Genomic DNA, 24,353 nt, shown 5'->3' on the forward strand with positions numbered 1-24,353 from the left:
GCCCTCCCCCGCGAAGTGGGGGAGGGTTGGGTGGGGGGCCGGCGCAACCGCTTCCAAAACAAAAATCGGCGCCCCGTTTCCGGGGCGCCGTCGTGCGGACGGGCGTTCCGTTACGCCGCCTGCTGGGTCAGCGCCGGCTGGCGCTGGCTGGACGTCTCGATCTTGATGGCGCGCGGCTTCATCGCCTCGGGGATCTCACGGGCCAGCTCGATGTGCAGCAGGCCGTTTTCCAGCTTGGCGCCATTCACCTTGATGAAGTCGGCCAGCTGAAAGCGGCGCTCGAAAGCGCGACCGGCGATACCCCGGTAGAGGAATTGGCCGGTCTCCTGCTCCTTCTTAGCTTTGCCAGTGACCACCAGCGAGTTCTGCTGCGCGGTGATCTCAAGATCCTCCGGACCGAAGCCGGCAACGGCCATGGTGATCCGGTAGGCGTCGTCGCCCAGCTTTTCGATGTTGTAGGGCGGGTAGGACACGGCCTCGTCGGACGTCGTCGCGCCTTCGAGCAGGCGGGTCAGACGGTCGAAGCCGACGGTCGAACGGAACAGAGGCGAAAGGTCGTAGGTACGCATGACATATCCTCCAAGAGAGCGATATTGCGATCGGGAACCACCATTCCGGTCGGCTCCCGCTGGCGTTGCGCCGGCCGACCCCATATGGGCGTCCGCCAGCGCCGTTAGACATAGTCAGGGCTTCACGCCGTTCAAGAGGGGCCTCCGACAAGAGTCGGGGGGGCTGTCGGGGACCCGGCACAACTCATTTTTTGTTAATCAGTTGCCGCCACGCTCGGTTACGGGCCTCGCGGCCGCGGGAGGGACTCGGCCGTGATCGCTGCCACGTTCTTCAATGGGACGTACGACGAGACGATGGCGCTGCTCATCGAGGCGCGCAACTACATCGCCTACCACGAATCCGGCGACCACCGGAGCCTGCCGCCGCACGTCCGCCTGCAGATCAGTTACGAGAGCATGCGGGTGACCAGCCGCCTGACGCAGGTGATGGCGTGGCTGCTGGCGCAGAAGGCGGTGCACGCCGGCGAGATCAGCCAGGAGGTCGCCGCGTCCGACGAGTTCGCGCTGTCCGGCGGCGAGATCTGCTCCGACCCTTCCGGCCCCGACAACGAGGACCTGCCGGGCGGCCTGCGCAGCCTGCTGGAGCGCAGCCATCGCCTCTACATGCGCGTCCACCGCCTGGACGAGCAGTTCCGCGACCGGGTCGCGCAGCTGGCGGTGGGGTAGATCCCGGCCGCGACGAGGAAACGCGAAAAGGGCGCCTGGCAATCCAGGCGCCCTTTTCGCAGTCGCAGCGGACTTCGACTTACTTGATGCCGAAGTTGGCGAAGCGCTTGTTGAACTTGGCGATCTGGCCGCCCGTGTCCAGCAGCTTCTGCACGCCGGTCCAGGCCGGGTGCGACTTGGGGTCGATGTCCAGGCGAATGGTGTCGCCGGCCTTCCCCATGGTGCTCCGGGTCGTGAACGAGGAGCCGTCGGTCATGACGACGGTGATCTCGTGATAATCCGGATGGATGTCTTTCTTCATGGCCGAGGTCCCTAAAAGCGAGCCGCGTTTATAGCGGCGACATCGGCGGGATGCAACCCGTTCCGTGCGCATGGCGCCGCCAATCTTGAGCACGGCCCCCCGGCGTGCCATATGGCCGCTCAGACAGAGTCAAAAGCCAAGGATTTCCGGTGCGCGAACAGCCGACCGACGAAGCCGCCGAGAGGCGTCGCGACCTCAAGCCGCTGCGCCGGCTGGTTCCCTTCCTGTGGCCGTACCGCCTGCGGATGCTGGGCGCCTTCGTGGCGCTGGTGGCGGCGGCCGGCACCGTGCTGGGCATCGGGCAGGGCATGCGGGTGCTGGTCGACCGCGGCTTCGCCGCCGGTGACGCGGCGCTGCTCGACCGTGCGCTGCTGGTGCTGCTGGGCGTCATCGTGCTGATGGCGGCCAGCACCTTCGGGCGCTTCTATCTGGTGTCGTGGATCGGCGAGCGGGTGGTCGCCGACATCCGCCGCGCCGTCTACGACCACGTGCTGAGCCTCAGCCCCGGCTTCTTCGAGACGACGCGCACGGGCGAGATCCTGTCGCGCATCACCACCGACACCACGCTGCTGCAGACGGTGGTCGGCTCCTCGGTGTCGATCGCGCTGCGCAACCTGCTGCTGCTGATCGGCGGGCTCGGCATGCTGATGCTCACCTCGGCCAAGCTGACCGGGCTGGTGCTGCTGGGCGTGCCGGTGGTGGTGGCGCCGATCATCCTGTTCGGGCGCCGGGTGCGCCGGCTGTCGCGCGACAGCCAGGACCGCATCGCCGACGTCGGCGCCCACGTGGACGAGACGCTGACCGGCATCCGCACGGTGCAGGCCTACACCCACGAGCCGCACGAGCGCGCCCGCTTCGCCGGGCGGGTGGAGGACGCCTTCGACGTCGCCATCGCCCGCGTCAAGGTGCGGGCGCTGATGACGGTGGCGGTGATCGTGCTGGTGTTCGGCGCGGTCGGGCTGATCCTGTGGGTCGGCGGGCACGACGTGCTGGCCGGCCGGCTGACGCCGGGCGAGCTGTCGGCCTTCGTCATCTACGCGGTGGTGGTCGCCGGCTCGGTCGGCGCGCTGTCCGAGGTGGTCGGCGACCTGCAGCGCGCCTCCGGTGCCACCGAGCGGCTGTTCGACCTGCTGGCCACCCGCTCCGACGTGCAGCCGCCGGCCCAGCCGAAGCCGCTGCCGGCGCCGCCCCGCGGCGCGCTGGCGTTCGAGGGCGTGCGCTTCCACTACCCTTCGCGCCCCGACGACGCGGCGCTGGAGGGCTTCACGCTGGACGTGGCGCCCGGCGAGACGGTGGCGCTGGTCGGCCCGTCGGGGGCGGGGAAGAGCACGGTGTTCCAGCTGCTGCTGCGCTTCTACGACCCGCAGGCCGGCGCGGTACGCCTGGACGGCGTGGACGTCCGCGACGCCGATCCGGCGGAGGTGCGCCGGCGCATCGGCCTCGTCTCGCAGGACCCGGTGATCTTCTCCGCCGACGCCTGGGAGAACATCCGCTACGGCCGTCCGGAGGCGACGGACGAGGAGGTGCGCGCGGCGGCCGAGGCGGCGCACGCGCTGGACTTCCTGGAGGCGCTGCCGAACGGTCTGTCCACCTACCTCGGCGAGAAGGGCGTGCGGCTGTCCGGCGGGCAGCGCCAGCGTCTTGCCATCGCGCGGGCGATCCTGCGCAACCCGCCGGTGCTGCTGCTCGACGAGGCGACCAGCGCGCTCGACGCCGAGAGCGAGCGCATGGTGCAGGACGCGCTGGAAAAGCTGATGAAGCAGCGCACCACGCTGATCATCGCGCACCGCCTCGCAACCGTGCTGAACGCCGACCGCATCGCCGTGATGGAGGCCGGGCGCATCGTCGCCTCCGGCCGCCACGCCGAGCTGGTCGGCCAGGGCGGCCTGTACGCGCGCTTAGCAGCCTTGCAGTTCGACCGGGCGGCGGAGTAGGGGATCCGCTTCCCTTCGGCAGGCGACTCGGGGTATACCCGCGGCCTCCATGAAGACCGCCGATTTCGACTTCGAGCTGCCGCCCGACCGCATCGCGACGCACCCCGCGCGCCCGCGCGACTCCGCGCGCCTGCTGCTGGTCGGCGAGACTCTCTCCGACCGCATCGTCCGCGAGCTGCCGGACTTGCTGCGGCCCGGCGACCTGCTGGTCTACAACGACACCCGCGTCATCCCGGCGCGCCTCACCGGCGCCCGCGGCGCCGTGAAGGTCGAGGCGACGCTGCACAAGCGCGAGGGCGACGATGCCTGGGCCGCCTTCGCCCGCCCCGGCAAGCGGCTGAAGGTCGGCGACACCGTGGCGTTCGCCCCCGGCTTCTCGGCGGTCGTCGAGGAGAAGCGCGAGGGCGGCGAGGTGCGGCTGCGCTTCAACGTCGGCGGCGCCGGGCTGTTCGCCAAGCTGCACGAGCACGGCTTCATGCCGCTGCCCCCCTACATCCGCCGCGACGCGCCGGACGAGCAGGACCGCGCCGACTACCAGACCGTCTTCGCTGCCAAGGAAGGCGCGGTGGCCGCGCCCACCGCCGGCCTGCACTTCACGCCGGAGCTGCTCGCCGCGCTGGAGGCCAAAGGCATCAAGCGGGTGCCGGTGACGCTGCACGTGGGCGCCGGCACCTTCCTGCCCGTCAAGGTCGAGGACATCGCCGAGCACAGGATGCACGCCGAGTACGGCGAGATCTCCCCGGACACGGCCGAGGCGGTGAACGCCACGCGGGCCGCCGGCGGCCGGGTCGTCGCGGTCGGCACCACGGCGCTGCGCCTGCTGGAATCGGCGGCATCCGGGGACGGGCGGCTCGCGCCGTTCGCGGCGGAGACCGACATCTTCATCACCCCCGGCTACCGGTTCCGCGCGGTGGACGTGCTGCTGACCAACTTCCATCTGCCGCGCTCGACGCTGTTCATGCTGGTCTGCGCCTTCGCCGGCATGGAGCGCATGAAGGCCGCCTACGCGCACGCCATCGCGTCCGGCTACCGGTTCTATTCCTATGGCGACACGTCTTTGCTGATGAGGGCCCCGTGACCGGGTTGGCGTTCGAACTCCTGAAGACCGACGGCGGCGCGCGGCGCGGCTGCCTGCACACCGCGCACGGGCTGGTCAACACCCCCGCCTTCATGCCCGTCGGCACCGCCGGCACGGTGAAGGGCATGCACCCCGAACAGGTGAAGGCCACCGGGGCCGAGATCCTGCTGGGCAACACCTACCACCTGATGCTGCGCCCGACCGCCGAGCGCGTGGCGCAGCTGGGCGGCCTGCACACGTTCATGAACTGGCCGGGGCCGATCCTCACCGACAGCGGCGGCTTCCAGGTGATGTCGCTGTCCGACCTGCGCACGCTGGACGAGGACGGCGTCACCTTCCGCTCGCACGTCGACGGCTCCAAGCACCGGCTGACGCCGGAGCGCTCGATGCAGATCCAGCACCTGCTGGATTCCAACATCACCATGGCCTTCGACGAGTGCACGCCGTTCCCGGCGACGCACGATCAGGCGGCGTCCTCCATGCGCCTGTCCATGAAGTGGGCGGCGCGCTGCCGGCAAGCCTTCGTCGAGCGCTGCGGCTACGGCCTGTTCGGCATCGTGCAGGGCAGCGTGTACGAGGACCTGCGCGCCGAATCGGTGAAGGCGCTGACTGACATCGGATTCAACGGCTACGCCGTGGGCGGCCTCGCGGTGGGCGAGGGGCAGGAGGAGATGTTCCGCGTCCTCGACTTCACCACGCCGATGCTGCCGAAGGACCGGCCGCGCTACCTGATGGGCGTCGGCCGGCCGAGCGACCTGATCGGCTCGGTCCGCCGCGGCATCGACATGTTCGACTGCGTGATGCCGACGCGCTCCGGCCGGACGGGTCAGGCGTTCGTGCGGCGCGGCCAGATCAACATCCGCAACGCCCGCCACGCCCACGACGACCGTCCGCTCGACGCCGAGTGCTCCTGCCCGACCTGCACCGGCTATTCGCGCGGCTACCTGCACCACCTGTTCAAGGCGGGTGAGATGCTGGGCCCGATGCTGTTGACGTGGCACAACCTGCGCTTCTACCAGGACCTGATGGCGAGCCTGCGCGCCGCCATCGAGGACGGCCGCTTCGAGGAGGTGGCGACGGCCTGGGAAGCCGAGATGGCGCAGGGGGACGTCGAGGCGACGCCCGACCCCCTGAAAAAGGAGCTGGCATGAGCGACCAGACGATCTACCAGGGCCTGACCCAGCTGGGCGGCCGGACCGAGCAGCCGCCGTCGCCCGAACAGGCGGTGCTGGAGCGCGTGCCGAACCCGCACCCGGGCACCCGGTACCTCGTGCGCTTCGCGGCGCCCGAGTTCACCTCGCTGTGCCCGATCACCGGCCAGCCGGACTTCGCGCATCTGGTCATCGACTACGTGCCGGGCGACTGGCTGGTCGAGAGCAAGTCGCTGAAGCTGTTCCTCACCTCCTTCCGCAACCACGGCGCCTTCCACGAGGCGTGCACCGTCTCCATCGCCAAGCGGCTGGAGGAGGAGCTGAGCCCGCAGTGGATCCGCATCGGCGGCTACTGGTACCCGCGCGGCGGCATCCCCATCGACGTCTTCTACCAGTCCGGCGAGCCGCCGAAGGGCGTGTGGATTCCCGACCAGGGCGTCGCCTCCTACCGTGGCCGCGGCTGACGACATCCGGGCCGAGATCCGGGCGCGGGCCCGGTCTCTCGGCTTCGATTCGGTCGGCTTCACCGCCGCCGCGCTGGACGACGGCGTGCGCGCCGGCCTCGCCGACTACCTGGAGGCCGGCCACCACGGCTCCATGGCCTGGATGGAGGAGAAGCGCGAGCGTCGCGAGGACCCGCGCGGCCTGTGGCCGGAGGCGCGCAGCGTGGTGGTGCTCGGCACTTCCTACGCGCCGGGCTTCGACCCGCTGGAGAAACTGGCGCACAAGGACCGGGGCGTCATCTCCGCCTACGCGCTGAACCGCGACTACCACGACCTGATCAAGGGCCGGCTGAAGCAGCTGGCGCAGTGGATGGTCAGCCGCTTCCGAGGCGAGGTGAAGGTGTTCGTCGACACCGCCCCGGTGCTGGAGAAGCCGCTGGCGGCGCGGACGTCCGTGGGCTGGCAGGGCAAGCACACGGTCGTGGTGTCGCGCACGCACGGCTCCTGGCTGTTCCTCGGCGAGATCTACACGACGCTGGAGCTTCCCCCCGACGAGCCGCACAAGGACCACTGCGGCACCTGCCGGCGCTGCCAGGACGTCTGCCCGACCGACGCCTTCCCGGCGCCGTACCGGCTGGACGCGCGGCGCTGCATCTCCTACCTGACCATCGAGCACAAGGGGCCGATCCCCGAGGAGTTCCGGGAAGCCATCGGCAACCGGGTCTACGGCTGCGACGACTGCCTGGCGGTGTGCCCGTGGAACCGCTTCGCGGCCGCGTCGAAGGAAGCGGCGTTCCAGCCGCGCGCGGAGCTGACGGCGCCGCGGCTGGCGGAGCTGGCAAGGCTGGACGACGCGGGCTTCCGGGCGCTGTTCAGCGCCTCGCCGGTGAAGCGCATCGGGCGCGACCGGTTCGTGCGCAACGTGCTGATCGCGCTGGGCAACTCGGGCGATCCGGCGCAGATCGACGTGGTGCGTGGCCTGCTGGACGATCCCGACGAGGCGGTGCGGGATGCGGCTCGGTGGGCGGTGGAACGGTTGGAGCGGGCGCCCGTGGCCGACGACGCTCGTCCGTTGGACCCCCATCCCAGCCTTCCCCCACTTCGCGGGGGAAGGGGCGGGCGGCGGAGTTCTCTCCCCCGCGAAGTGGGGGAGGGTTAGGGTGGGGGGCCGACGCAAGCGCGTTCGTGGCCCCCCTTCACACCTGCTGTGCAGCGAACTCCGCCGGCTTCGCGTTCCAGCACATCAGCTTCAGGGCCCCGTCCGCGTTCCGCCGCACCAGCCCCAGGTGCCCGGTCTTCATCTGGTAGGACACCCCCGGCTCGGCGATTCCCAGCAGCCGCGGCACGAATCTCAGCGTGCCGTTGCTCGACACGACCAGCCGCGTTTTGCCGTCCTTCGCCGTGGCCAGCAGCTCGTCGAGGAACGAGCGCAGCGCGTCGAGGATCTCCGCCTGCGTCGAACGCCATCCCGCGCCGTCCGGCCAGACATCCTCCTTCTGCCACGCCTCGGCCATCGCGGTGCCGCCGGGCCGCGCGGCGATCTCCTCGGAGCTCAGGCCGGCCCAGGCGCCGTAGTCGATCTCGTCCAGCCGTGGGTCCTGCACCGCCGTCACCTGCGGGCACAGCGCGTCCCGCACGATCCCGGCGAACCCGCGCGTCCGCTTCAGCGTGCCCGAGGTCACCGACGCCGGCACCAGACCGGCCGCCCGCAACGCTTCCGCGGCCTCGCGCGCCTGTTCCTCACCGCGTTCGACCAGGGGCAGGTCGGTCTCGCGCCCGACCCAGACGACCTTGTCGCCGGGGCCGAAGGTGTTGCCGTGCCGGGCAAAGATCAGGTTCACACCAGTTCCCCTTCGCGGTCGATGATCGCCTCCACCACCGGCACGTCGCCCGGCGCGTCCACCGAGCCGTGCGTGCGGCCGCGGTAGTCCACCGTCACCACCTGGATCGGGATGCCGTTCTCCAGCGCGCGCAGCTGCTCCAGCTGCTCGGCCTGCTCCAGCGGCGTCGGCTCCAGGGTGGCGAGGCGGTCGAGCGCCTCCACCGAATAGCCGTAGATGCCGATGTGCCGGTACACCGGCGGCTTCTTCGACGTGTCGCGGGTGCGCAGGTACGGGATGATGTTTTTCGAGAAGTACAGCGCCCGCCCGGTGCGGTCCATGGTCACCAGCGTGCCGCTGGCCGGGTTGGCGCGCTTGTGCTCCTCCAGGGCCGCCAGCTGCTCCCACGAGCAGTGCACGGCCGCGGTGACGATGCTGACCGTCGGGTCGGCGTGGAAGGCGTCGACCAGCGCCTGCACCACCCAGGGCGGCGTCAGCACGGCGTCGCCCTGCAGGTTGATGACCGCGTCCGGCCGCTTGGCCAGCGTCCGGATCGCCGCGTGCGCGCGCTCGGTGCCGTTCTCGCAGTCGGGGGAGGTCATGATCGGAACGGCGCCGAAGCTGCGGGCGTGCTCGGCGATGCGTTCGTCGTCGGTGGCCACAAAGACCTCGCTGACGCCCCGCACCGCCTTGCCGATGGCCCACACCCGGTTGAGCAGGCTCTTGCCCCGGATCGGCAGCATCGGCTTGCCGGGAAGCCGCTTCGAGCCGTAGCGCGAGGGGATGACGATGGCGATGTCCATGCCGGCCTTCCGAAGACTCATTTCACCGTGATGGGGCATAGCACAGCTTTGAGCGCGCGGGCGAGATCCGCGGGCTTGCAGGCGATCTGCAGGCCGCGCCGGCCGCCGTTCACCACCATCTCCGGCAGCGGCTCGGCGCTCGAGTCGATGAAGGTGCGCAGCGGCTTGCGCTGGCCCAGCGGGCTGATGCCGCCGACCGTGTAGCCGGACGAGCGCTCGGCCACCGCCGGGTCGGCCATGTCGGCCTTCTTGGCCCCGGCGGCGTGCGCCAGCGCCTTCATGTCGAGCCGCGCGCCGGCGGGAATCACCGTGCACACCAGCGCCTTGGTGTCGAGCTGCGCCACCAGCGTCTTGTAGACCACCGCCGGGTCCAGCCCCAGCGCCTGCGCGGCGTGCAGGCCGATGGCGTCGGCGCTGGGATCGTATTCGTATTCCAGCAGGCGGAACTCCATGCCCGCCGCCTTGGCCGCGTTGACCGCGGGTGTGCCCTTGCTCGCCATAGTCTTTCCCTTCCGAGTCTCTCGCGTTTCCCCCTGGCCAAAGGTCTATATGCCTCCGCCGAAGGACGTGCCGTGTGCACACGGACTCGCCAGCGCGAGGCGTACAATGTTGTTTTTCCCGTGGCGAGGACAATGACGATTGAAATGCTCTCAAACTCGCGTCATCTTCTCCGAGCCGCAATCCGTATGGGATCGCGGCGCGTCACTTCTTGCATGAGACTTGTTCATGTTCGACCGCCCGCAGCGCAACGCCTTCCGCGCTCCCGAGATCACGCATCGCGACATCCGCGCCACCGTCAAGTGGTACAACCCGACCAAGGGTTTCGGTTTCGTCACCCCCGATGACGGCTCGCCGGACGCTTTCCTCCACTCCACCGTCGTTCAGTTCTCCGGCCACGACGCGCTGCCGGACGGGGCGACCATCGTGTGCGACCTGTCGCGCGGCCCGAAGGGCCTGCAGGTGGCCACCGTCCACTCCGTGGACACCTCCACCGCCAGCGCGCCGCAGCGCGCGCCGCGCGCGCCGCGCAGCGACTACGGCGGGGGGTATGATCGGGGGTATGATCGGGGCGGCTACGACCGCTACGCCGACCAGGGCGGCGGCGGCGAGGTCGTCGACGGCACCGTGAAGTGGTTCAACACGACCAAGGGCTTCGGCTTCGTCGCCCCGGCCAGCGGCGGCAAGGACATCTTCGTCCACATCCGCGCGCTGGAGCGCTCGGGCCTCGACGGCCTGGCCGACGGCGAGCAGGTGCGCGTCACCATCCGCCAGGGCGCCAAGGGCCCCGAGGCGGAGCGGGTCGAGGTCGTCTGATCCGCCAGCCTCCGCGTCGTTGAACGCCGAGGGTGCGGTGCCCCAGGGCATCGCACCCTTTGCCGTCCGTGCATGAAGGGCCGCCCCTCGGGGCGGCCTTTTCGCGTTTGGCGGTTCGGAAGGGGGCCGACTCGGCGGATTGGACGGGTGGTATACGACGGCGGCGCCTTTGCGCCGCGCCGGGAATGCCGATAATAAGGACTCGAAACTGGGAGTTGGAGGACCGGAGACCGTGACGACGCTGCTGGCGCGCAGCCTCGACCGCCTCGTGGTGTATCGGCCGGATCCGCTGCGCGCGCACGGCACCGCTGTGCTGTGCGTCGTGCTGGCGCTGGTCGTGCGGCTGGCGCTCGACCCGTTCCTTTTGAACCTCGTTCCGTTTGCCACCTTCTATCCGGCGATCCTCATCGCCACGCTGGCCGGTGGCGCGCGGGCCGGCCTGTCGGCATGGGCGTTGAGCAGCGTTCTGGCGTGGTACGTCCTCTTCCCGCCGCGCCTGACGCTCAGCCTGCTGACGACGACCGAGGCCACCAATCTGGTGCTGTTCGCCTTCACCAGCCTGCCGGTGGTGTGGGTGGCGCACCGGTTGCGCGGCGTGGTGGCCGCCCTGCACCAGAGCGAGGAGCGCTTCCGCACCCTGGTCGAGGCGATGCCCAAGCTGGTCTGGGCGGCGGACGGCGCCGGCCGCGTCGACTACCTCAACCGGCAATGGATCGAGTTCACCGGCGTGCCGGCCGAGCGCCACCTCGGCGAGGGGTGGCTGGAGGCGATCCACCCCGACGACCGCGAGCGCGTGCGCGCCGCCTGGGCGGCGACGGTGGCCGGGCGGGGCAGCTACGACCTGGAATACCGGTTGCGCCGGTACGACGGAGAATACCGCTGGTTCAAGGTGCGCGGCCTGCCGGTCTGCGATTCCCTGGGGCGGCCGACGCGCTGGATCGGCAGCCTGGCGGAGATCACCGAGATCCAGGAGGCGCGGCAGGCGCTGGCCCGCTCGCGCGACGAGTTGGAGCGGCTGGTCGCCGAGCGCACGCGCGAACTGGCCGAATCCAACCGCCTGCTGCTGGCCGAGATCGCCGAGCGCGAGCGCGCCGAGGCGCAGCTGGCCCGCGCCCAGCGGCTGGAGGCGATCGGCCAGCTGACCGGCGGCGTGGCGCACGACTTCAACAACCTGCTGACCGTCATCGTCGGCAACCTGGACATGGTCGAGCGCGCGGCCGACGATCCGGAGCGGGTGCGCCGGCTGGTCGGCGGGGCGCTGGCCGCCGCCGGCCGTGGCGAGCGGCTGACGCAGCAACTCCTCGCCTTCGCGCGGCGCCAGCCGCTGCGGCCGGAGGTCGCCGGCCTCAACCGCTTGGTGCGCGAACTGGAGCCGCTGATCCGCCGCGCGGTGGGCGAGGCGGTGGAGGTCACCCTCAACCTCGGCGGCGACCTGCACCCCTGCCGCGTCGACACCAGCCAGTTCGAGGCGGCGGTGCTCAACCTCGTGGTCAACGCCCGCGACGCCACGCCGCCCGGCGGGCGCATCACCGTATCGACGCGCGGGCTGACCCTGCCGGCTCCCGAGGCGCCCCCCGATCTTGCCGACGGCGACTGGCTGGTGGTGGCGGTGCGCGACACCGGCAGCGGCATTCCGCCCGACGTGCTGCCGCGCGTCTTCGACCCGTTCTTCACCACCAAGGACGTCGGCAAGGGGTCGGGCCTGGGCTTGAGTCAGGTCTACGGCTTCGTCAGCCAGTCGGGCGGGCAGGTCCGGCTGGAGAGCGGGCCGGGCATCGGCACCACCGTGCAGATCTGGTTGCCCGTCGCCATCGGCGCCGAGGAGCCGGCCGAGGCGCCGCCGTTCGAGGAGAGCGAGGACGCGCTGGCCGGCGCCGGCGAGACGCTGCTGGTGGTCGAGGACGATCCCGACGTCCGCACCGTCGCGGTGGACACGCTGGAGGCGCTCGGCTACCGCGTGCTGACCGCGCCGGACGGCGTCGAGGCGCTGGAGGTGCTGGCGACGGCGGACGGCATCGCGCTGCTGTTCACCGACGTGGTGATGCCGCGCGGCGTCAACGGCGCCGATCTGGCGCGCCATGCGCAGGAACTGCGCCCAGGGCTGCGCGTGCTGCTGACCTCCGGCTACACCGCGCAGGCGCTGACCTCGGAGCACGGCGTGGTGCACGGCTACCCGCTGCTGCGCAAGCCCTACCGCGGCGCCGAGCTGGCGCGCGCCGTGCGGGCGGCGCTCGGCCCCCGCGCCGAGCCGGCCCCGCCGCCGTCCGCGCCGCCGCCTCCCGCCGCCGAGCCGCCCAATGCCGAGCCACCGCGGGTCTTCATCGTCGAGGACGACGAGCTGATCCGCATGTCGGCGCTGGAGCTGCTGACCGACGTCGGCGCCCGCGTGGTCGGCGAGGCCGCCGACGCCGAGACTGCGTTGCAGCAGATGGACGCGCTGGGCGAGGTGGACGTGCTGTTCACCGACATGCGCCTGCCCGGCATGAGCGGCGCCGAGCTGGCCCGCGCGGCCCGCCGCCGCCGGCCGGCGCTGCGCGTCGTGCTGGCCACCGGGTACGGCGACATGGTGGAGGGCTTCGACTCCTCGGCGCCGGGCTCCGCGATCCTCGCCAAGCCCTACGGCGGTGCCGAGCTGCGCCGCGTGCTCGACCGCCTGCGCGCGGCGGAGCCGGTGTAGCGCGTCACTGGTCCCAGCCGCCGCGGCTGGAGAGGAAGACCAGCCGCATCAGCCCGTAGGTCAGCAGCGCCACCCCCAGCGACCCGAGGCCGAGCGCCAGCCAGCCGTGCACGCTCATGCTGTCGGAGGCAAGGTAGAGCTGGTACGCCGCCCAGCCGATGGCGCCGGCGCAGGCCGCCACCAGGAGGACGATCAGGAACAGGGTGCCGCGGGTCATGCCCTGGAGGATGGGGCGGCGCGGACCGGCGTCAAGTTAGTCGCCCCCTCTCTACCCCTCCCCCGCTCGCGCGGTGGAGGGAACAAGGCCCCCTCTCCCGCGATAGCGGGGGCGGGCTGGGGAGGGGGCCTGGAAGCCTCAGATCTTCGCCCGGAACAGCGCCGCCAGCAGCGGCAGCGTCGCGCCGGCCAGCAGGAACAGCGGCGGGTAGCCCACAGCCTCCGCCAGCGGCCCGCCGAGCGCCACCCCCGCCGCCTGCCCGAGGAAGAAGCAGGACGCGAACACGGAGACCGCAACGCCGCGCGCGTAGGGCGCCATCTGCGTCGCCTGGGTCTGCAGCGTGTTGTGGAACAGGTAGAAGCCCAGCCCGCACACCGCGATCGGCAGCGGCAGCAGCCACCAGGGCGGGCTCAGCGCGAAGGCCGCGAAGGCCAGCGCCAGCAGCACGCCGCCGGCCAGCACCATGTTGCGCTGGCCCAGCGCCTTGACCACCCGCGCCGCCGTGGTGGTGTAGACCAGGGCGCCGATACCGAAGGCGGCGAGCAGCGCGCCGATGGCGGTGTAGCCCAACCCGTAGGCCTGCCGCACGTAGGCGCCGACGAAGGTGAAGCCGCCGAAGAACAGCATGCCCTCGACGAACACCACGCCGACCACCAGCCGCACCCGCGGGGTGCGCGCCAGCGCGATGAAGTTGGAGACCAGCCCGGCCATGCTGACCGCGTTGCGGTGCTGCACCACGCGCGGCGAGCGCAGCTCCCGCAACAGCAGCGCGCCGATGCCGACGTAGGCGGCGGCCAGCGCCAGGAACACGCCGCGCCAGCCGATCCACTCGCCCAGCGCCCCGCCGGCCGCCTGCCCGGCGATGACGCCCATGATCTGCCCGGACATGAAGCGCGCGAGCACCGGCTGCCGCACCTCGTACGGGACGATGTCGCCGATGTGCGCCATGGACAGCGGGATGATCGCCGCCGCCGTGGCGCCGCTGATCAGCCGCAGCCCGCCCAGCGTCGCCAGGTCCCCGGCCAGCGCCGCCAGCCCGGTGCCGAGCGCCGACAGCACCGTCATCGCGGCGATCAGCGTGTACTTGCCCCAGCGGTCGCCGATGGGGCCGTAGATCACCTGGCACAGCCCGTAGGCCAGCGTGAAGCCGGTGGCGACCACCGAGGCGGCGGCGATGCTGGTGCCGAACTCCTCGGCGACCTGCGGCAGCAGCGGGTCGGCGACGCGCGCCGTGGCGGCCGAGGCAAACGCGGCGAGGCTGAGAAGCGCGATGGAGCGGACGGGAACGGGGAGGGCGGTGCTGTCGGTGGTGTCGGTCATACCACGACCCTACCCGCGCACCGTCCGCCCCGCCAATGGTCCTCAGGCCATGACAGGGCTGCACCCGGTGCAAACGACGTCCGTCGTTACGCCCGGCCCGCCACCGCGCCGCCGGCGCGCTCCACCGCGGCGACGCGGAAGCGGATGTCCTGGACGATGGTGTCGATCAGCGGGTTGGCCTGCTCGGCCGGCAGGCCGCGGGTGGTCAGCAGTTCCAGCGTGATGCGGCGATAGGCGTCGATGGCCATCTCGCGCGTTTCCGCCGGCACGCCGGCCAGGAAGGTGGACAGCTTCTGCGCCACCTCGGCGGCGGTGGCTTCGATGCGGGTGGTCGGGGCGGCGGGGGTGGCGCTGACGGGTGTGGTGGCCGGCATCGGGGATTCCTTTCGGACCAACGTCCCATCCACGATAGCGGGGTGTGAACGCACCACCAGACGCCCCGACGGCGTAACCGATCCGGGCGAGGCCCGCCGCTCCGGGTCACTCCTCCCGGCGTTATCCCTGGCCGCAGCGCGAGAAGTCGGGCGGGCGCTGCTCCATGAACGCCGCCACCGCCTCGCGCAGCTCGGCCGAGCGCAGGCACGCGTTGAACACCTCGGCCTCCTGGGCGATGCGGGCGGCCACCACCTCGACGTCGGCCTTCAGCAGCGCCTTGCTGCGGCGGAGCGCGCCTTGCGGCTTGGCGGCCAGCTTGCGCGCCACGCCCAGCGCGTGGTCCATCAGCGCGTCCGGCTCGACCACGGCGTTGACCATGCCGTAGCCGAGCGCCGCGGCGGCGTCGAACGGCTCGCCCAGCAGCAGGATCTCCGCCGCCTTCTGGTGGCCGACGCGGCGCGGCAGGATCAGCGAGGACGCCGCCTCCGGCACCAGACCCAGGTTGACGAAGGGCAGCTGGAAGCGCGAGCCCGGCGTGGCGTAGACGAAGTCGCAGTGCATCAGCATGGTGGTGCCGATGCCGACCGCCACGCCGTCCACCGCGGCGATCAGCGGTTTGGTGGCGCGCAGGATGGTGTCGAGGAACTCCAGGATCGGCGAGCCCACGGTCGTCGCACCCGCCGCGCCATGGGCGAGGAAATCGTTCAGGTCGTTGCCGGCGCTGAAGGCGCCGGGGGCGCCGCACAGGATGTAGCTGAGCACCGCGTCGTCCTGCTCGCCGCTGCGGATCGCCGCGGTCATCGCCCGGTACATGTCGAGCGTCAGCGCGTTTTTCTTCTGCGGCCGGTCCATGCGGATCAGCCGCGTGCCGTCCCGGTCGGTGACGGCGATGGTGTCGGTCATGGTCGTTCCCTCTCCTGGCGCAGTCTTTCGTCTCGTTGGGAGCACCATAGCACATCAGGTTGACCTATACGTCAACATGCAACCTTGGACGAGGCCACGTGTTGTCGGGGGGACGGGTGCTTCACCCCACTGCGAAGGAGGACCGACATGCGCGGAGCGCTGCTGTGGTTTCTCGGGATTCCGATCCCGATCATCATCCTGCTGTACCTGTTCAACGTGATCTGATCATGGGAAGAAGGCCCCGGTTCCGGGGCCTTCCTTTTTGCGCTAGGCTCGCTGTTTGTCGCAGACGGGAGCCTTCATGGATCCGACCCTTGCCCTTCTCAGCATCCTCGGCGCCCTGACGGTCGGGGCGGTCAGCCCGGGGCCGAGCTTCGTGCTGGTGGCGCGCACCTCCATCGCCGTGTCGCGGCGCGACGGGCTGGCGGCGGCGCTCGGCATGGGCATCGGCGGGGTGGTGTTCTGCGCGCTGGCGCTGCTCGGCCTGCACGCGGTGCTGGCGGCGGTGCCGGCGCTGTTCGTGGCGCTGAAGGTGGCCGGCGGGCTGTACCTCGCGTACCTCGGCGTGCGCATCTGGCAGGGCGCGCGGCAGCCCATCGCGGTGCCGGACACCGCCGGGGGCGCGGCGCGCGGCGTGGCGCGCAGCTTCGGCTTCGCGCTGGCGACGCAGCTGAGCAACCCGAAGACCGCGGTGGTCTACGCCAGCATCTTCGCGGCGCTGCTGCCGGCCGATCCGCCGCTGTGGGTATCGGCGGTGCTGCCGCCAGCGATCTTCGCCATCGAGGCGGGCTGGTACGCGCTGGTGGCCGTGGCCTTCTCCGCGGGCCGCCCGCGGGCGGCCTATCTGCGCTCCAAGGCGTGGATCGACCGCGCGGCCGGTGCGGTGATGGCGGCGCTGGGCGTGCGGCTGGTGGCCGAGGCGATGCGGTGAGCGGCGCCGGCCTGCCGGGAACCGCGGGGTACGGGGAGAGCGCCGACTCCCTGGTCGGCCAGTACGAGGGAATCACGTTCGAGGACGTGCACCGCGACGTCCTGCACCTGATGCCGGCGGCGCCCGGCGCCGTGATGGACATCGGCGCGGGCACCGGGCGCGACGCGGGCGCGCTGGCGGCCCGCGGACACACCGTCGTGGCGGTCGAGCCGACGCCGGAACTGCGGGCGCACGGGCGCCGCCTTCACCCGTCGCCGCGCATCACCTGGATCGATGACGGGCTGCCGGATCTGTCGGCCGTCATGGCGCGCGCCGAGCGCTTCGACCTGATCCTGCTCACGGCCGTCTGGATGCACCTGGACGCCGCGGAGCGGGTGACCGCCATGGAGCGCGTCGCCGGCCTCCTGCGGCCCGGGGGACGGGTCTCGCTGTCGCTCCGCCACGGTCCGGTCCCGGCGGGACGCCGGATGTTCGACGTCCCGGCTGGGGAGACCGTCGACCTGGGCCGCCGCTTCGGCCTGGAGCCGCTCCATGCCGGCGAGCGGGAGGACATGCTGGGACGCGCCGACGTCCGCTGGAGCTTCGTGGTTCTGGCGCGCGCCCTCTGACTTCTGAGGTCCCGCCATTGCCGTGTCTGGCGTTCGGGATTACCTTCGGACTCGCGCCACATGGATACCAGCAATGTCGCACCAGAATCCTTCTATCGCGGACGGCTCGGAAGCGGCGTTGCAGGTGCGCCCGGCCGAGCCGTCGGACGTGCCGGCGGTGATAGCGCTCGACGCCGAGACCACGGGCCTGGAGAAGCCGGACTACTGGAGCGACCTGTTCGAGCGCTACGGCCGCCGCCGCACCCGGGACCGCGTCTTCCTGATCGCCGAGCACGGCGGGCAGCCGGTCGGCTTCATCGTCGGCGAGGTGCGGGCGTGGGAGTTCGGCTCGCCGCCCTCGGGCTGGATCTTCGCCGTCAACGTCAAGCCGGGGGCGCGGCAGCTGGGGGTGGGCTCGCAGCTGTTCGAGTCGATCTGCGCGTGCTTCCGGCAGGCCGGCGTGCAGACGGTGCGCACCATGCTGTCGAAGGACGCCACGCTGTTGATGTCGTTCTTCCGCAGCCAGGGCATGCGGGCCGGCCCCTTCATCGAACTGGAAAAGAGCCTCTGAGCGATGCGACTGCAGAAGGCCACGCGCTTCGCGCTCTACGCCATCCTCGACCTGGCGTCGGACCCAGAGAAGCAGTTCTCCGCCGCGGAGATCGCCGAGCGCTACGGCATCTCGGTCAACCACCTGTCGAAGGTGCTGCGCTCGCTGGGGCGCGCCGGGCTGGTCGAGGCGGTGCGCGGGGCCGGCGGCGGCTACCGCTTCACCGGCAACGCCAAGCGCCTGACGCTCCTGGACCTCATCCTGATGTTCGAGGACATCGACTCGGCGCCCGGCGCCGGCCGCGAGCCCGGCGACGCCACGCCGGAGGGCCGGGCGCTCGGTGGCGTTCTGGAGGAGATCGAAGACATCGCCCGCGCGACGCTCAGCTCGATCTCCGTCGCCACCATGCTGAAGCTGATCACCGAGGAGCGCCGCAAGGGCGGCGCCGACCTGCCGGCGGACGGGGCGCCTACTGTGCCAGCAGTTTCAGCAGGTCGGTGAGCACCTGGTTGGAGCGCAGGTCGTCGGCCGTGAACAGGTCGGGGTGCGCCGCCATCAGCGCGCGTTGGTCCTCGGTGATGCGGGCCAGCTCGGCCGAGGTCTTGCGGTCGGCCTCGCCCAGGCCGGCGACGAAGGCGAGGATGCCGTGCTTGCGGATGTGCTGGTCGAGGTTGACCAGGAAGGTCCGCCGCTCGCCCAGCATCGGGTCGAGGCGGTCGCGGACGAACGCCTCCTTGCGGGCGTTGATCTCCTCCTGAGTCGGCGGGCGCTCGACCTCCTTGATCAGCGCCGCCGTCTCGCGGTCGCGCGCCTCGGCCGCTTCGGCGGCCTGCCGCTTGAGGTCCTGGGCCCGCTCGACGATCCGGCCCAGCGACGGGGCGGGCGGCGGCGGCAGCGCCTCGCGGGCGTGCTTGCGCTTGAGTTCCTGCCCGCGGTCTAGGGCGGCCTCCAGCGCGTCGGCGCGCGGGCGCGTGGCCGCGTCCTGCCGCTTGAGCGCCTGCGCCGCGTCGATCACGTCGCCGAGCGGCCGCGTGGACGGGGCGGGGGCGGCGCGCTTCAGCGCCTGCGCGGCCTCGATCACCGCGTCGAGAGGCTCCGCCGCCGCCAGTTCCGACGACAACGCCAGCGCGGTGGCCAGCAGGATCCTGGCGGCGCGGAGCGCGGGGCCGGAGGACGGGGCGCGGACGGGCATGTCAGGGCCGCAGGATGGGCTTGCAGTCCGGATGGCCCTTGGCCTTCACCTCGTCGCAGAAGCGCGTGGCCTCGTCGCGGTCGGCGAAGCTGCCGACGCGCACCAGCCACAGCGTGCGGCCGTCGGTGCTGCGCGTCTGCTGGACGTAGAGCGGGTCGTAGGAATCGAGCACCGGGCTGAGCCGCTTCTTCAGGCGCTCCCATTCCGCGGCGGCGCGGGTGTCGCTGACGTAGGTGCCGATCTGCGCTTGCACGCCGCCCGCGGCGGATTCCGCCTTGGCCACGGGCTCGGCCGCCACGGGCGCCGGCGGCGGGGGAGCGGTCGCGGCGGGAGGCGGGGCAGGGGGCGGTGGGGGAGCCGCCGCGGCAACGCGCGGTTCCGGCGGGGCAGGCTTGGCGGCGGCGACAGGCTGCTCGATGCAGGCGGTCAGCGCCTTCAGGCTCTCGGCCACGCCCTTCAGGGAGAAGTCCTCGCTGCGCTCGGTGCCCTCGATGGACAGCCAGGAGCCGCCGGCCAGCAGGTCGCGCACCGCCGGGGTGTTCGGCAGGTCGATCACCACGCTGTCGCGCACCACGAAGGCCTGCGTCGTGTAGGCGACACCGCGGTCGACGGCGTAGGCGACCGGCACGCGCTCGCCCTTCGGCAGGTCGATGGCGGAATTCTGCAGGACCAGGAACAGGTCCTTCTCGCGGGTCAGCGCGAAGGACAGCGTGGTGCCGGTGTCGAACCGCTGCGCCGCGGCGCAGCTCTTCACCTGCCCCTTGGCGTCGCGGAAGAGGCTGCCCTCCCACGCGGTTCCGGTCCTGAATCCCTCGGCCCAGGCGGGCGTGGCGAGCGCGGTGACGGCGGCGGCCAGCAGGAGGGTGCGCCGCATCACGGGGCGTCCTCCGGCGCCGTCTGCGCCAGCTTGCCGTCCAGCCATTCCAGGTGGGGCGCGGCGGCGGCGCGGGTCGCCTCCTCCAAAGTGTAGTAGCGCTCGACCACCTCCACGCCGAGCGGCGTCAGCTCGGCGCCGCCGCCCTCGCGGCCGCCGACGCTGGTGCGCACCAGCGGCTCGTGGAACATCTTGTTCATGGTCTCGATCAGGAACCAGGCGCGGCGGAACGCCATGTCCATGCTCCGCGCCGCGCCAGAGATCGACCCGGTGTCGCGGATCGCCTTGAGGAGCGCCACCTTGCCGGGGCCGATCACGCCCTGGTCGTGCACGATTCGCAACCGCAGCCTGCTCGCCATCGCCGTCCCTTCGTCCTTAACGGACGTGAGGGTATCACGAGACGGCGGCGTTGCGGTACTCGCGGTAGGTGAACGGCACGTCGGTCCGCGCCGCGTCGCGCTCGGCGGTGGCGATCACCTCGGCGTGGCGGTCGGACAGCGCGCACACCGGATCCGCCACGCCCGCGTCGCCGGCCAGCGCCAGCGCCTGGCAGCGGCAGCCGCCCCAGTCGATCTCCTTGCGCTCGCAGCCCTGGCAGGGCTCCGGCATCCAGGCGGTGCCGCGGTAGCGCCGGAACGCCTCGCCGTCCCGCCAGATGGCGCCCAGCGGGCGGTCGAACACCGTCTCGAAGACCAGGCCGGGGATGGTCTCGGCGGCGTGGCACGGCAGCACCTTGCCGGTCGGCGAGACGTTCATGAAGCGCTGCCCCCAGCCGCCCATGCAGGCCTTCGGCCGCTGCGCGTAGTAGTCGGGCACCACGTAGTCGACGACGATCCGTCCCTTCAGCGACGGCAGCCGGTCGCGCAGCGCGGCGTCCATGGCGACCAGCTGCTCGCGGGTCGGGATCAGCGCGGCGCGGTTGACCAGCGCCCAGCCGTAGTACTGGACGTTGGCGACCTCGATGCGGCCGGCCTTGAGGTCGAGGGCAAGGTCGATGAACTCGTCCACCCGGTCGATGTTGTGCCGCTGCACCACCGCGTTGACGGTCAACGCGAGGCCGAGGTCGACGACCTCCCGCGCGATGGCGAGCTTGCGGGCGTGCGCACCGGGCATGCCGGCGACGCGGTCGGCACCTTCCGGCCGGGTGTCCTGGAAGCTGATCTGCACGTGCTGCAGCCCGGCCGCCTGCAGCCGCTGCAGCCGCGCCCGGTCGAGCGTCACGCCCGAGGTGATCAGGTTGGTGTAGAGGCCGGCCTTGGTGGCGTGCTCGACCAGGGTTTCCAGGTCCTTGCGCACGCAGGGCTCGCCGCCGGAGAAGTGGGCCTGGAGGGCGCCGGCCTCCGCCGCCTCGTCCAGCACCCGGCACCAGGTGGCGGTGTCCAGCTCCCCCGCTGCCGGCTCGAGCGCCAGCGGGTTGGAGCAGTACGGGCACTTGAGCGGACAGCGGTGGCTCAGCTCCAGGTGCACGGCGACGGGCGGTTCGAGAGTGCTCATGGCAGCCCCTTGGCCGGGTGTCCGCACCCCCTTCCAACCGTCATCCCCGCGAAGGCGGGGATCCAGGAAGAGCCGCGGCAGCGGCGACATGACTCATGTGGCTCGCGGACGCGAGCCTGGATCCCCGCTTTCGCCGGGATGACGAGAACCTGACTGATATGTGGGGTGCGCTCAGCCAGTGACGAACCCCCGCTCCCGCATGTCCTGCAGCAATTCCAGCACGTCGCCGGCGATCTCCGTGCGCGGTGCCTGGAAGTCCGCCGCCAGCCGGTCGATGCCGGCGCCGACGCTGTCGCCGCCCTGCACGCAGGCGCGCACCACCTCCAGCGCCAGCTCGTCCAGCACCAGCACGCGCTCGGGCCCCAGCAGGGTCCACTGCTCGCGCGTCCGGTCCTGGCGCAGCATCACGCCGGGGGCGAGGCGCAGCGTGTCGGTCTCGGCGATCATCGCGTATACCGTGTGGCTTCCATGTCCGCCGGCACGAAGGCGCCGGGCGGGATGAGGCCGGGTGAGACGTAGGCGTGGTGCAGCGCGTCGAGCTGCGCCCACAGCAGCTCCGTCTTGAAGCGCAGCGCGGCGATCACCTGTTGCTGCTGCTCGGGCGTGCGGGCGTGGTCGAGGACATATTGCAGGCCGAAGCGCACGTCGCGCGGCGCCTCGTCCAGCCGCTTGCGGAAGTAGCTGAGCGTGCTGTCGTTGGCGAAGTCGTAGTTCTGCTCGAACCCGGCGATGCGCTCGCGGTGGATGGCCGGGGCGAACAGCTCGGTCAGCGAGGAGGCGACGCACTCCAGGATCGACCTGCTGGCGCAGAAGTTCACGTAGGCGTCCACCGCGAAACGCGTGGCCGGCAGGATGCCCTTCAGCGACCTCACGTAGTCGCGCTCCAGCCCCAGCCCGTCGGTGAGGCGCAGCCAGCGCTCGATGCCGCCGACCTTGCCCTCGTCGACCTGCCCGTCGGGGCCGAGCCCGTCGTGGTCGAGCACGCGCTGCATCCACTCGCGGCGCAGCTCGTGGTCGTCCATGCGCGACATGATGGTCAGATCCTTCCGCGGGATCGAGACCTGATAGTAGAAGCGGTTCAGCGCCCAGGCCTGGATCTGGCCGTGCCCGAGCCTGCCGCCGTGCAGAAGCTGGTGGAAGGGGTGCAGGTCGTGGTACTGGCGCTCGCCGACGGCCAGCAGTTCGCGTTCCAGCTCCTCGCGCGAGAGAAGGCGGGTCATAGGCTCAGCTCCATGCCATCAAAGGCGATCTGCCAGCCGGCGGCCTCGGCGGCGCGCCGCTCGGGCGAGTCCTCCAGCAGCACCGGGTTGGTGTTGTTGATGTGGATGAAGACCTTGCGCGCCATGCCCAGCCGATCGAAGGCGGCGATGCTGCCGGACGGGCCGGACATGCACATGTGGCCCATGCGCGCGGCGGTCTTGGTGCCGGTGCCGGCGCGCTCCATCTCGTCCTCGGTCCAGGTGGTGCCGTCGAACAGCACCAGCTCCGCCCCGCGCAGCCGCTCCGCCAGCCAGTCCGGCAGCGACGCGCAGCCGGGCATGTAGAAGAACGCCGCGCCGGTGGCAGGGTCGGAGACGCGCAGCGCCACCGTGTCCTCCGGCACCGAGCCGAAGTTGGCGGCGCTCTCGTCCTCCAGGTACAGCGCCACCTTGCCGGGGACGGCGAACGCCTCGACCTCCAGGCCGAGCGGCGTGCCGTCGGCGGCGGCCGGCCGGAACGGCTGCCCCAGCGCCATGGCGCGGCGCGGCACGAGGCCGGCGTTCAGCACCTGGAACACCGAGTTGCCGGCCAGCACGCGGTGCACCCGCTCCGTCGCGTAGACGGCGAAGGGCTGCATCTCGCGCAGGGACAGCAGGCCGGTGACGTGGTCGATGTCGGCGTTGGTCAGCACCGCGGCGGCCAGCGGGCTGTGCCGCACCCCGTGCTGCGGATGCAGCGCCGGGGTGGCGTTGAGCTGGGCGCGCAGGTCGGGCGAGGCGTTCAGCAACAGCCACCGCCTTTCATTCGAATCTGGGGCGCCGGCACTCACCGCGATGGAGGACTGGGTGCGTGGCCGCGCCAGCGGGTCGCCGGAGCGCGCACGGCGGCAGCCCACGCAGTTGCAGTTCCATTGCGGGAAGCCGCCCCCGGCCGCCGAGCCGAGAACAAGGATGTGCATCGTCGGAAGTCCCGGGCGGGCCGCCCGGTCGCCGGACGGCCCTGGAGCGTCGGAACGCGGGCCGTCAGAGATCCGCGCAGGCGTAGGCGTTGATCTCGGTGCCGACGGCGATTTCGACGATCTTGGGCTTGCGCCAGGTCTTCATGGGTGGGACTCCCTTGCTTGTGCGGATGCCGTGTCCGGCAGAACCCGGTTGCTCCGGATTTGTTCGCCAAGCGTACGGTGAAGCCCCACCCCCATCCATTCGACTTTGGTAGAAGACCCCGAAGTATTCGGGGTTACGCGGCGATCTTGCCGATGCCGAACAGGCGCTTGAACTTCTTGACCTTCGCGGTGAAGCGGTGGCGGGCGTGCTCGCGCGCCATGGAGGCGGCGTCGCGGCAGTAGTTCATCATGACGTAGCGCCGCTCGCCCTCGAACGAGGTGTGGCCGTGCCATGCCTCCGGCGTGCACTGGAAGGCGAACAGCAGGCCGCCCTGCGGCGGCACCTGGGCGGCGAAGTTGGTGATGTCGCCGGGGCCGCGCAGCGTGCGCAGCCAGCCGTCCGGGCTCTGCCAGCTGTCGTTGAGGTAGAGCAGCAGGGTGACCAGCTTGAAGTCGGCGTCCAGGTGGATCTGGCCGTCGCGGGCGCGGGCGCGGGAGCGCACGGTGGTCATGGTCGGCCGGCCGGACAGGTCGACGCCGAATTTCTCGCCCATGATGGCGGCCAGCTCGGGGCTGTTCATGTCCTTGAGCAGCGTGCCGAAGGTGGCGCCGCCGGTGACCTCCTCGACGGGGAACAGGCCGGGCATGTCGATGGTCGGGAAGTCGTTCATGACCCGGCGCAGCGGATCACCGGCCAGGAAGTTCGGGACCACGAGGTGCGGGAACGGGTCGCGGGAGACGGTCGCGGCCTTCAGGGCCTCGAGATCCAGGATCATGGGCGTGCTCTCTTCCGGTTCGGATGCGCCCGGCCGGCGTGTTGGGTGCAGCACGGGCATGATGCCGCGGACCCTA

At 71.4% G+C, this 24,353-nt stretch carries 30 protein-coding genes; 12 read left to right on the plus strand and 18 right to left on the minus strand.

The genetic code is table 11. The features are described from left to right. Nucleotides 1-110 precede the first annotated feature (110 nt). Complete coding sequence (locus ACRWK7_RS12480) at nt 111-569, minus strand: Hsp20 family protein (RefSeq protein ID WP_431856549.1); 459 nt, start codon at nt 567-569, stop codon at nt 111-113. Nucleotides 570-821: 252 nt separating this feature from the next. On the opposite strand from ACRWK7_RS12480, the gene ACRWK7_RS12485 reads away from it, so the two are divergent. After that, entirely contained in the window at nt 822-1,235 is a 414-nt protein-coding gene (locus ACRWK7_RS12485) for a DUF1465 family protein (protein WP_431856550.1), read from the plus strand. Nucleotides 1,236-1,314: 79 nt separating this feature from the next. Here ACRWK7_RS12485 and rpmE read toward each other — a convergent pair whose 3' ends face one another. Then, nucleotides 1,315-1,536, minus strand: coding sequence for a 50S ribosomal protein L31 (gene rpmE, locus ACRWK7_RS12490; protein ID WP_431856551.1), 222 nt, complete (start codon nt 1,534-1,536; stop codon nt 1,315-1,317). A 149-nt stretch (nt 1,537-1,685) separates the two neighbouring features. Between rpmE and ACRWK7_RS12495 the strand changes: the two genes are divergently transcribed. From ACRWK7_RS12495 to queG, 5 genes are read left to right on the plus strand one after another with little or no spacing between them, the layout of a single operon-like run. Continuing rightward, nucleotides 1,686-3,470, plus strand: coding sequence for an ABC transporter transmembrane domain-containing protein (locus tag ACRWK7_RS12495; RefSeq protein ID WP_431856552.1), 1,785 nt, complete (start codon nt 1,686-1,688; stop codon nt 3,468-3,470). A gap of 49 nt (nt 3,471-3,519) precedes the next feature. Continuing rightward, entirely contained in the window at nt 3,520-4,548 is a 1,029-nt protein-coding gene (queA, locus tag ACRWK7_RS12500) for a tRNA preQ1(34) S-adenosylmethionine ribosyltransferase-isomerase QueA (RefSeq protein WP_431856553.1), read from the plus strand. Beyond that, nucleotides 4,545-5,699, plus strand: coding sequence for a tRNA guanosine(34) transglycosylase Tgt (gene tgt, locus ACRWK7_RS12505; RefSeq protein ID WP_431856554.1), 1,155 nt, complete (start codon nt 4,545-4,547; stop codon nt 5,697-5,699). The genes queA and tgt overlap by 4 nt, the downstream gene beginning before the upstream one ends. Beyond that, nucleotides 5,696-6,163: a preQ(1) synthase gene (queF, locus tag ACRWK7_RS12510; protein WP_431856555.1), complete on the plus strand. Its 468-nt coding sequence runs from the start codon at nt 5,696-5,698 to the stop codon at nt 6,161-6,163. The genes tgt and queF overlap by 4 nt, the downstream gene beginning before the upstream one ends. Beyond that, nucleotides 6,150-7,301 (plus strand): tRNA epoxyqueuosine(34) reductase QueG, encoded by a 1,152-nt coding sequence (queG, locus tag ACRWK7_RS12515; RefSeq protein ID WP_431856556.1) that lies wholly within the window; start codon nt 6,150-6,152, stop codon nt 7,299-7,301. Before queF ends, queG begins: the two co-directional genes overlap by 14 nt. Before the next feature lie 37 nt (nt 7,302-7,338). Here the strand turns inward: queG and ACRWK7_RS12520 are convergent, their stop codons facing one another. The 3 genes from ACRWK7_RS12520 to ybaK are packed head-to-tail and all read right to left on the minus strand — an operon-like array spanning nt 7,339 to nt 9,265. Continuing rightward, nucleotides 7,339-7,983 (minus strand): histidine phosphatase family protein, encoded by a 645-nt coding sequence (locus ACRWK7_RS12520; RefSeq protein ID WP_431856557.1) that lies wholly within the window; start codon nt 7,981-7,983, stop codon nt 7,339-7,341. Next, nucleotides 7,980-8,765 carry a 3-deoxy-manno-octulosonate cytidylyltransferase gene (gene kdsB / locus ACRWK7_RS12525; RefSeq protein WP_431856558.1) on the minus strand — a complete coding sequence of 262 codons (786 nt, stop codon included), beginning with the start codon at nt 8,763-8,765 and terminating at the stop codon, nt 7,980-7,982. Before kdsB ends, ACRWK7_RS12520 begins: the two co-directional genes overlap by 4 nt. A 17-nt stretch (nt 8,766-8,782) precedes the next feature. Then, the gene (gene ybaK, locus ACRWK7_RS12530) at nt 8,783-9,265 is read right to left on the minus strand and encodes a Cys-tRNA(Pro) deacylase (RefSeq protein ID WP_431856559.1); all 483 of its coding nucleotides are present in this window, start codon (nt 9,263-9,265) and stop codon (nt 8,783-8,785) included. 226 nt (nt 9,266-9,491) lie between these two features. Here ybaK and ACRWK7_RS12535 point away from each other — a divergent pair, with 226 nt between their 5' ends. Then, nucleotides 9,492-10,079: a cold-shock protein gene (locus ACRWK7_RS12535; RefSeq protein WP_431856560.1), complete on the plus strand. Its 588-nt coding sequence runs from the start codon at nt 9,492-9,494 to the stop codon at nt 10,077-10,079. A gap of 232 nt (nt 10,080-10,311) precedes the next feature. Continuing rightward, a complete protein-coding gene (locus tag ACRWK7_RS12540; RefSeq protein WP_431856561.1) occupies nt 10,312-12,756 on the plus strand; it encodes a response regulator in 2,445 nt (814 codons plus the stop codon). A 4-nt stretch (nt 12,757-12,760) separates the two neighbouring features. On the opposite strand, the gene ACRWK7_RS12545 is transcribed toward ACRWK7_RS12540, so the two are convergent. The 4 genes from ACRWK7_RS12545 to ACRWK7_RS12560 form a co-directional block, all read right to left on the minus strand. Beyond that, the gene (locus tag ACRWK7_RS12545) at nt 12,761-12,973 is read right to left on the minus strand and encodes a hypothetical protein (protein WP_431856562.1); all 213 of its coding nucleotides are present in this window, start codon (nt 12,971-12,973) and stop codon (nt 12,761-12,763) included. A 138-nt stretch (nt 12,974-13,111) separates the two neighbouring features. After that, nucleotides 13,112-14,293 carry an MFS transporter gene (locus tag ACRWK7_RS12550; protein WP_431856563.1) on the minus strand — a complete coding sequence of 394 codons (1,182 nt, stop codon included), beginning with the start codon at nt 14,291-14,293 and terminating at the stop codon, nt 13,112-13,114. Between the two features lie 86 nt (nt 14,294-14,379). Further along, on the minus strand, nt 14,380-14,667 hold the full coding sequence (locus tag ACRWK7_RS12555; protein WP_431856564.1) for a hypothetical protein: 288 nt from the start codon (nt 14,665-14,667) through the stop codon (nt 14,380-14,382). Nucleotides 14,668-14,788: 121 nt separating this feature from the next. Beyond that, a complete protein-coding gene (locus tag ACRWK7_RS12560) occupies nt 14,789-15,571 on the minus strand; it encodes an enoyl-CoA hydratase (protein WP_431856565.1) in 783 nt (260 codons plus the stop codon). 301 nt (nt 15,572-15,872) lie between these two features. Here ACRWK7_RS12560 and ACRWK7_RS12565 point away from each other — a divergent pair, with 301 nt between their 5' ends. The 4 genes from ACRWK7_RS12565 to ACRWK7_RS12580 all read left to right on the plus strand — a co-directional run bounded on the left by ACRWK7_RS12565 (nt 15,873) and on the right by ACRWK7_RS12580 (nt 18,140). Beyond that, on the plus strand, nt 15,873-16,502 hold the full coding sequence (locus tag ACRWK7_RS12565) for a LysE family translocator (protein WP_431856566.1): 630 nt from the start codon (nt 15,873-15,875) through the stop codon (nt 16,500-16,502). Then, nucleotides 16,499-17,110: a class I SAM-dependent methyltransferase gene (locus tag ACRWK7_RS12570; protein ID WP_431856567.1), complete on the plus strand. Its 612-nt coding sequence runs from the start codon at nt 16,499-16,501 to the stop codon at nt 17,108-17,110. The genes ACRWK7_RS12565 and ACRWK7_RS12570 overlap by 4 nt, the downstream gene beginning before the upstream one ends. Before the next feature lie 73 nt (nt 17,111-17,183). Beyond that, nucleotides 17,184-17,660: a GNAT family N-acetyltransferase gene (locus ACRWK7_RS12575; RefSeq protein ID WP_431856568.1), complete on the plus strand. Its 477-nt coding sequence runs from the start codon at nt 17,184-17,186 to the stop codon at nt 17,658-17,660. A gap of 3 nt (nt 17,661-17,663) precedes the next feature. After that, a complete protein-coding gene (locus ACRWK7_RS12580) occupies nt 17,664-18,140 on the plus strand; it encodes an Rrf2 family transcriptional regulator (RefSeq protein WP_431856569.1) in 477 nt (158 codons plus the stop codon). Here the strand turns inward: ACRWK7_RS12580 and ACRWK7_RS12585 are convergent. The 9 genes from ACRWK7_RS12585 to ACRWK7_RS12625 form a co-directional block, all read right to left on the minus strand. Continuing rightward, complete coding sequence (locus tag ACRWK7_RS12585; protein WP_431856570.1) at nt 18,109-18,831, minus strand: hypothetical protein; 723 nt, start codon at nt 18,829-18,831, stop codon at nt 18,109-18,111. The genes ACRWK7_RS12580 and ACRWK7_RS12585 overlap by 32 nt on opposite strands. Nucleotide 18,832: 1 nt before the next feature. After that, the gene (locus ACRWK7_RS12590) at nt 18,833-19,705 is read right to left on the minus strand and encodes an SPOR domain-containing protein (RefSeq protein ID WP_431856571.1); all 873 of its coding nucleotides are present in this window, start codon (nt 19,703-19,705) and stop codon (nt 18,833-18,835) included. Then, entirely contained in the window at nt 19,705-20,064 is a 360-nt protein-coding gene (locus ACRWK7_RS12595) for a winged helix-turn-helix domain-containing protein (RefSeq protein WP_431856572.1), read from the minus strand. Before ACRWK7_RS12595 ends, ACRWK7_RS12590 begins: the two co-directional genes overlap by 1 nt. Before the next feature lie 34 nt (nt 20,065-20,098). Then, nucleotides 20,099-21,199, minus strand: coding sequence for a pyrroloquinoline quinone biosynthesis protein PqqE (gene pqqE / locus ACRWK7_RS12600; protein ID WP_431856573.1), 1,101 nt, complete (start codon nt 21,197-21,199; stop codon nt 20,099-20,101). 171 nt (nt 21,200-21,370) lie between these two features. Beyond that, a complete protein-coding gene (gene pqqD, locus ACRWK7_RS12605) occupies nt 21,371-21,646 on the minus strand; it encodes a pyrroloquinoline quinone biosynthesis peptide chaperone PqqD (RefSeq protein WP_431856574.1) in 276 nt (91 codons plus the stop codon). Beyond that, nucleotides 21,643-22,419 (minus strand): pyrroloquinoline-quinone synthase PqqC, encoded by a 777-nt coding sequence (pqqC, locus tag ACRWK7_RS12610; RefSeq protein WP_431856575.1) that lies wholly within the window; start codon nt 22,417-22,419, stop codon nt 21,643-21,645. Before pqqC ends, pqqD begins: the two co-directional genes overlap by 4 nt. After that, nucleotides 22,416-23,357 carry a pyrroloquinoline quinone biosynthesis protein PqqB gene (gene pqqB, locus ACRWK7_RS12615; protein ID WP_431856576.1) on the minus strand — a complete coding sequence of 314 codons (942 nt, stop codon included), beginning with the start codon at nt 23,355-23,357 and terminating at the stop codon, nt 22,416-22,418. Before pqqB ends, pqqC begins: the two co-directional genes overlap by 4 nt. Nucleotides 23,358-23,421: 64 nt before the next feature. After that, nucleotides 23,422-23,601: a pyrroloquinoline quinone precursor peptide PqqA gene (gene pqqA, locus ACRWK7_RS12620; RefSeq protein ID WP_431856577.1), complete on the minus strand. Its 180-nt coding sequence runs from the start codon at nt 23,599-23,601 to the stop codon at nt 23,422-23,424. A 34-nt stretch (nt 23,602-23,635) separates the two neighbouring features. Then, complete coding sequence (locus ACRWK7_RS12625; protein ID WP_431856578.1) at nt 23,636-24,277, minus strand: 2OG-Fe(II) oxygenase; 642 nt, start codon at nt 24,275-24,277, stop codon at nt 23,636-23,638. Between the last annotated feature and the right edge of the window lie 76 nt (nt 24,278-24,353).

The organism is Azospirillum sp., from assembly GCF_050789165.1.

Coding starts and splice junctions, on each gene's coding strand:
- ybaK (WP_431856559.1), bottom strand. CDS start 9,265: ATGGCGAGCAAGGGCACACCCGCGGTCAACGCGGCCAAGGCGGCGGGC.
- ACRWK7_RS12480 (WP_431856549.1), bottom strand. CDS start 569: ATGCGTACCTACGACCTTTCGCCTCTGTTCCGTTCGACCGTCGGCTTC.
- kdsB (WP_431856558.1), bottom strand. CDS start 8,765: ATGGACATCGCCATCGTCATCCCCTCGCGCTACGGCTCGAAGCGGCTT.
- ACRWK7_RS12555 (WP_431856564.1), bottom strand. CDS start 14,667: ATGCCGGCCACCACACCCGTCAGCGCCACCCCCGCCGCCCCGACCACC.
- ACRWK7_RS12625 (WP_431856578.1), bottom strand. CDS start 24,277: ATGATCCTGGATCTCGAGGCCCTGAAGGCCGCGACCGTCTCCCGCGAC.
- pqqE (WP_431856573.1), bottom strand. CDS start 21,199: ATGAGCACTCTCGAACCGCCCGTCGCCGTGCACCTGGAGCTGAGCCAC.
- pqqC (WP_431856575.1), bottom strand. CDS start 22,419: ATGACCCGCCTTCTCTCGCGCGAGGAGCTGGAACGCGAACTGCTGGCC.
- ACRWK7_RS12585 (WP_431856570.1), bottom strand. CDS start 18,831: ATGCCCGTCCGCGCCCCGTCCTCCGGCCCCGCGCTCCGCGCCGCCAGG.
- ACRWK7_RS12535 (WP_431856560.1), top strand. CDS start 9,492: ATGTTCGACCGCCCGCAGCGCAACGCCTTCCGCGCTCCCGAGATCACG.
- ACRWK7_RS12575 (WP_431856568.1), top strand. CDS start 17,184: ATGTCGCACCAGAATCCTTCTATCGCGGACGGCTCGGAAGCGGCGTTG.
- queF (WP_431856555.1), top strand. CDS start 5,696: ATGAGCGACCAGACGATCTACCAGGGCCTGACCCAGCTGGGCGGCCGG.
- ACRWK7_RS12545 (WP_431856562.1), bottom strand. CDS start 12,973: ATGACCCGCGGCACCCTGTTCCTGATCGTCCTCCTGGTGGCGGCCTGC.
- ACRWK7_RS12590 (WP_431856571.1), bottom strand. CDS start 19,705: ATGCGGCGCACCCTCCTGCTGGCCGCCGCCGTCACCGCGCTCGCCACG.
- ACRWK7_RS12560 (WP_431856565.1), bottom strand. CDS start 15,571: ATGACCGACACCATCGCCGTCACCGACCGGGACGGCACGCGGCTGATC.
- pqqA (WP_431856577.1), bottom strand. CDS start 23,601: ATGGATGGGGGTGGGGCTTCACCGTACGCTTGGCGAACAAATCCGGAG.
- ACRWK7_RS12595 (WP_431856572.1), bottom strand. CDS start 20,064: ATGGCGAGCAGGCTGCGGTTGCGAATCGTGCACGACCAGGGCGTGATC.
- ACRWK7_RS12580 (WP_431856569.1), top strand. CDS start 17,664: ATGCGACTGCAGAAGGCCACGCGCTTCGCGCTCTACGCCATCCTCGAC.
- queA (WP_431856553.1), top strand. CDS start 3,520: ATGAAGACCGCCGATTTCGACTTCGAGCTGCCGCCCGACCGCATCGCG.
- rpmE (WP_431856551.1), bottom strand. CDS start 1,536: ATGAAGAAAGACATCCATCCGGATTATCACGAGATCACCGTCGTCATG.
- ACRWK7_RS12565 (WP_431856566.1), top strand. CDS start 15,873: ATGGATCCGACCCTTGCCCTTCTCAGCATCCTCGGCGCCCTGACGGTC.
- pqqD (WP_431856574.1), bottom strand. CDS start 21,646: ATGATCGCCGAGACCGACACGCTGCGCCTCGCCCCCGGCGTGATGCTG.
- pqqB (WP_431856576.1), bottom strand. CDS start 23,357: ATGCACATCCTTGTTCTCGGCTCGGCGGCCGGGGGCGGCTTCCCGCAA.
- ACRWK7_RS12550 (WP_431856563.1), bottom strand. CDS start 14,293: ATGACCGACACCACCGACAGCACCGCCCTCCCCGTTCCCGTCCGCTCC.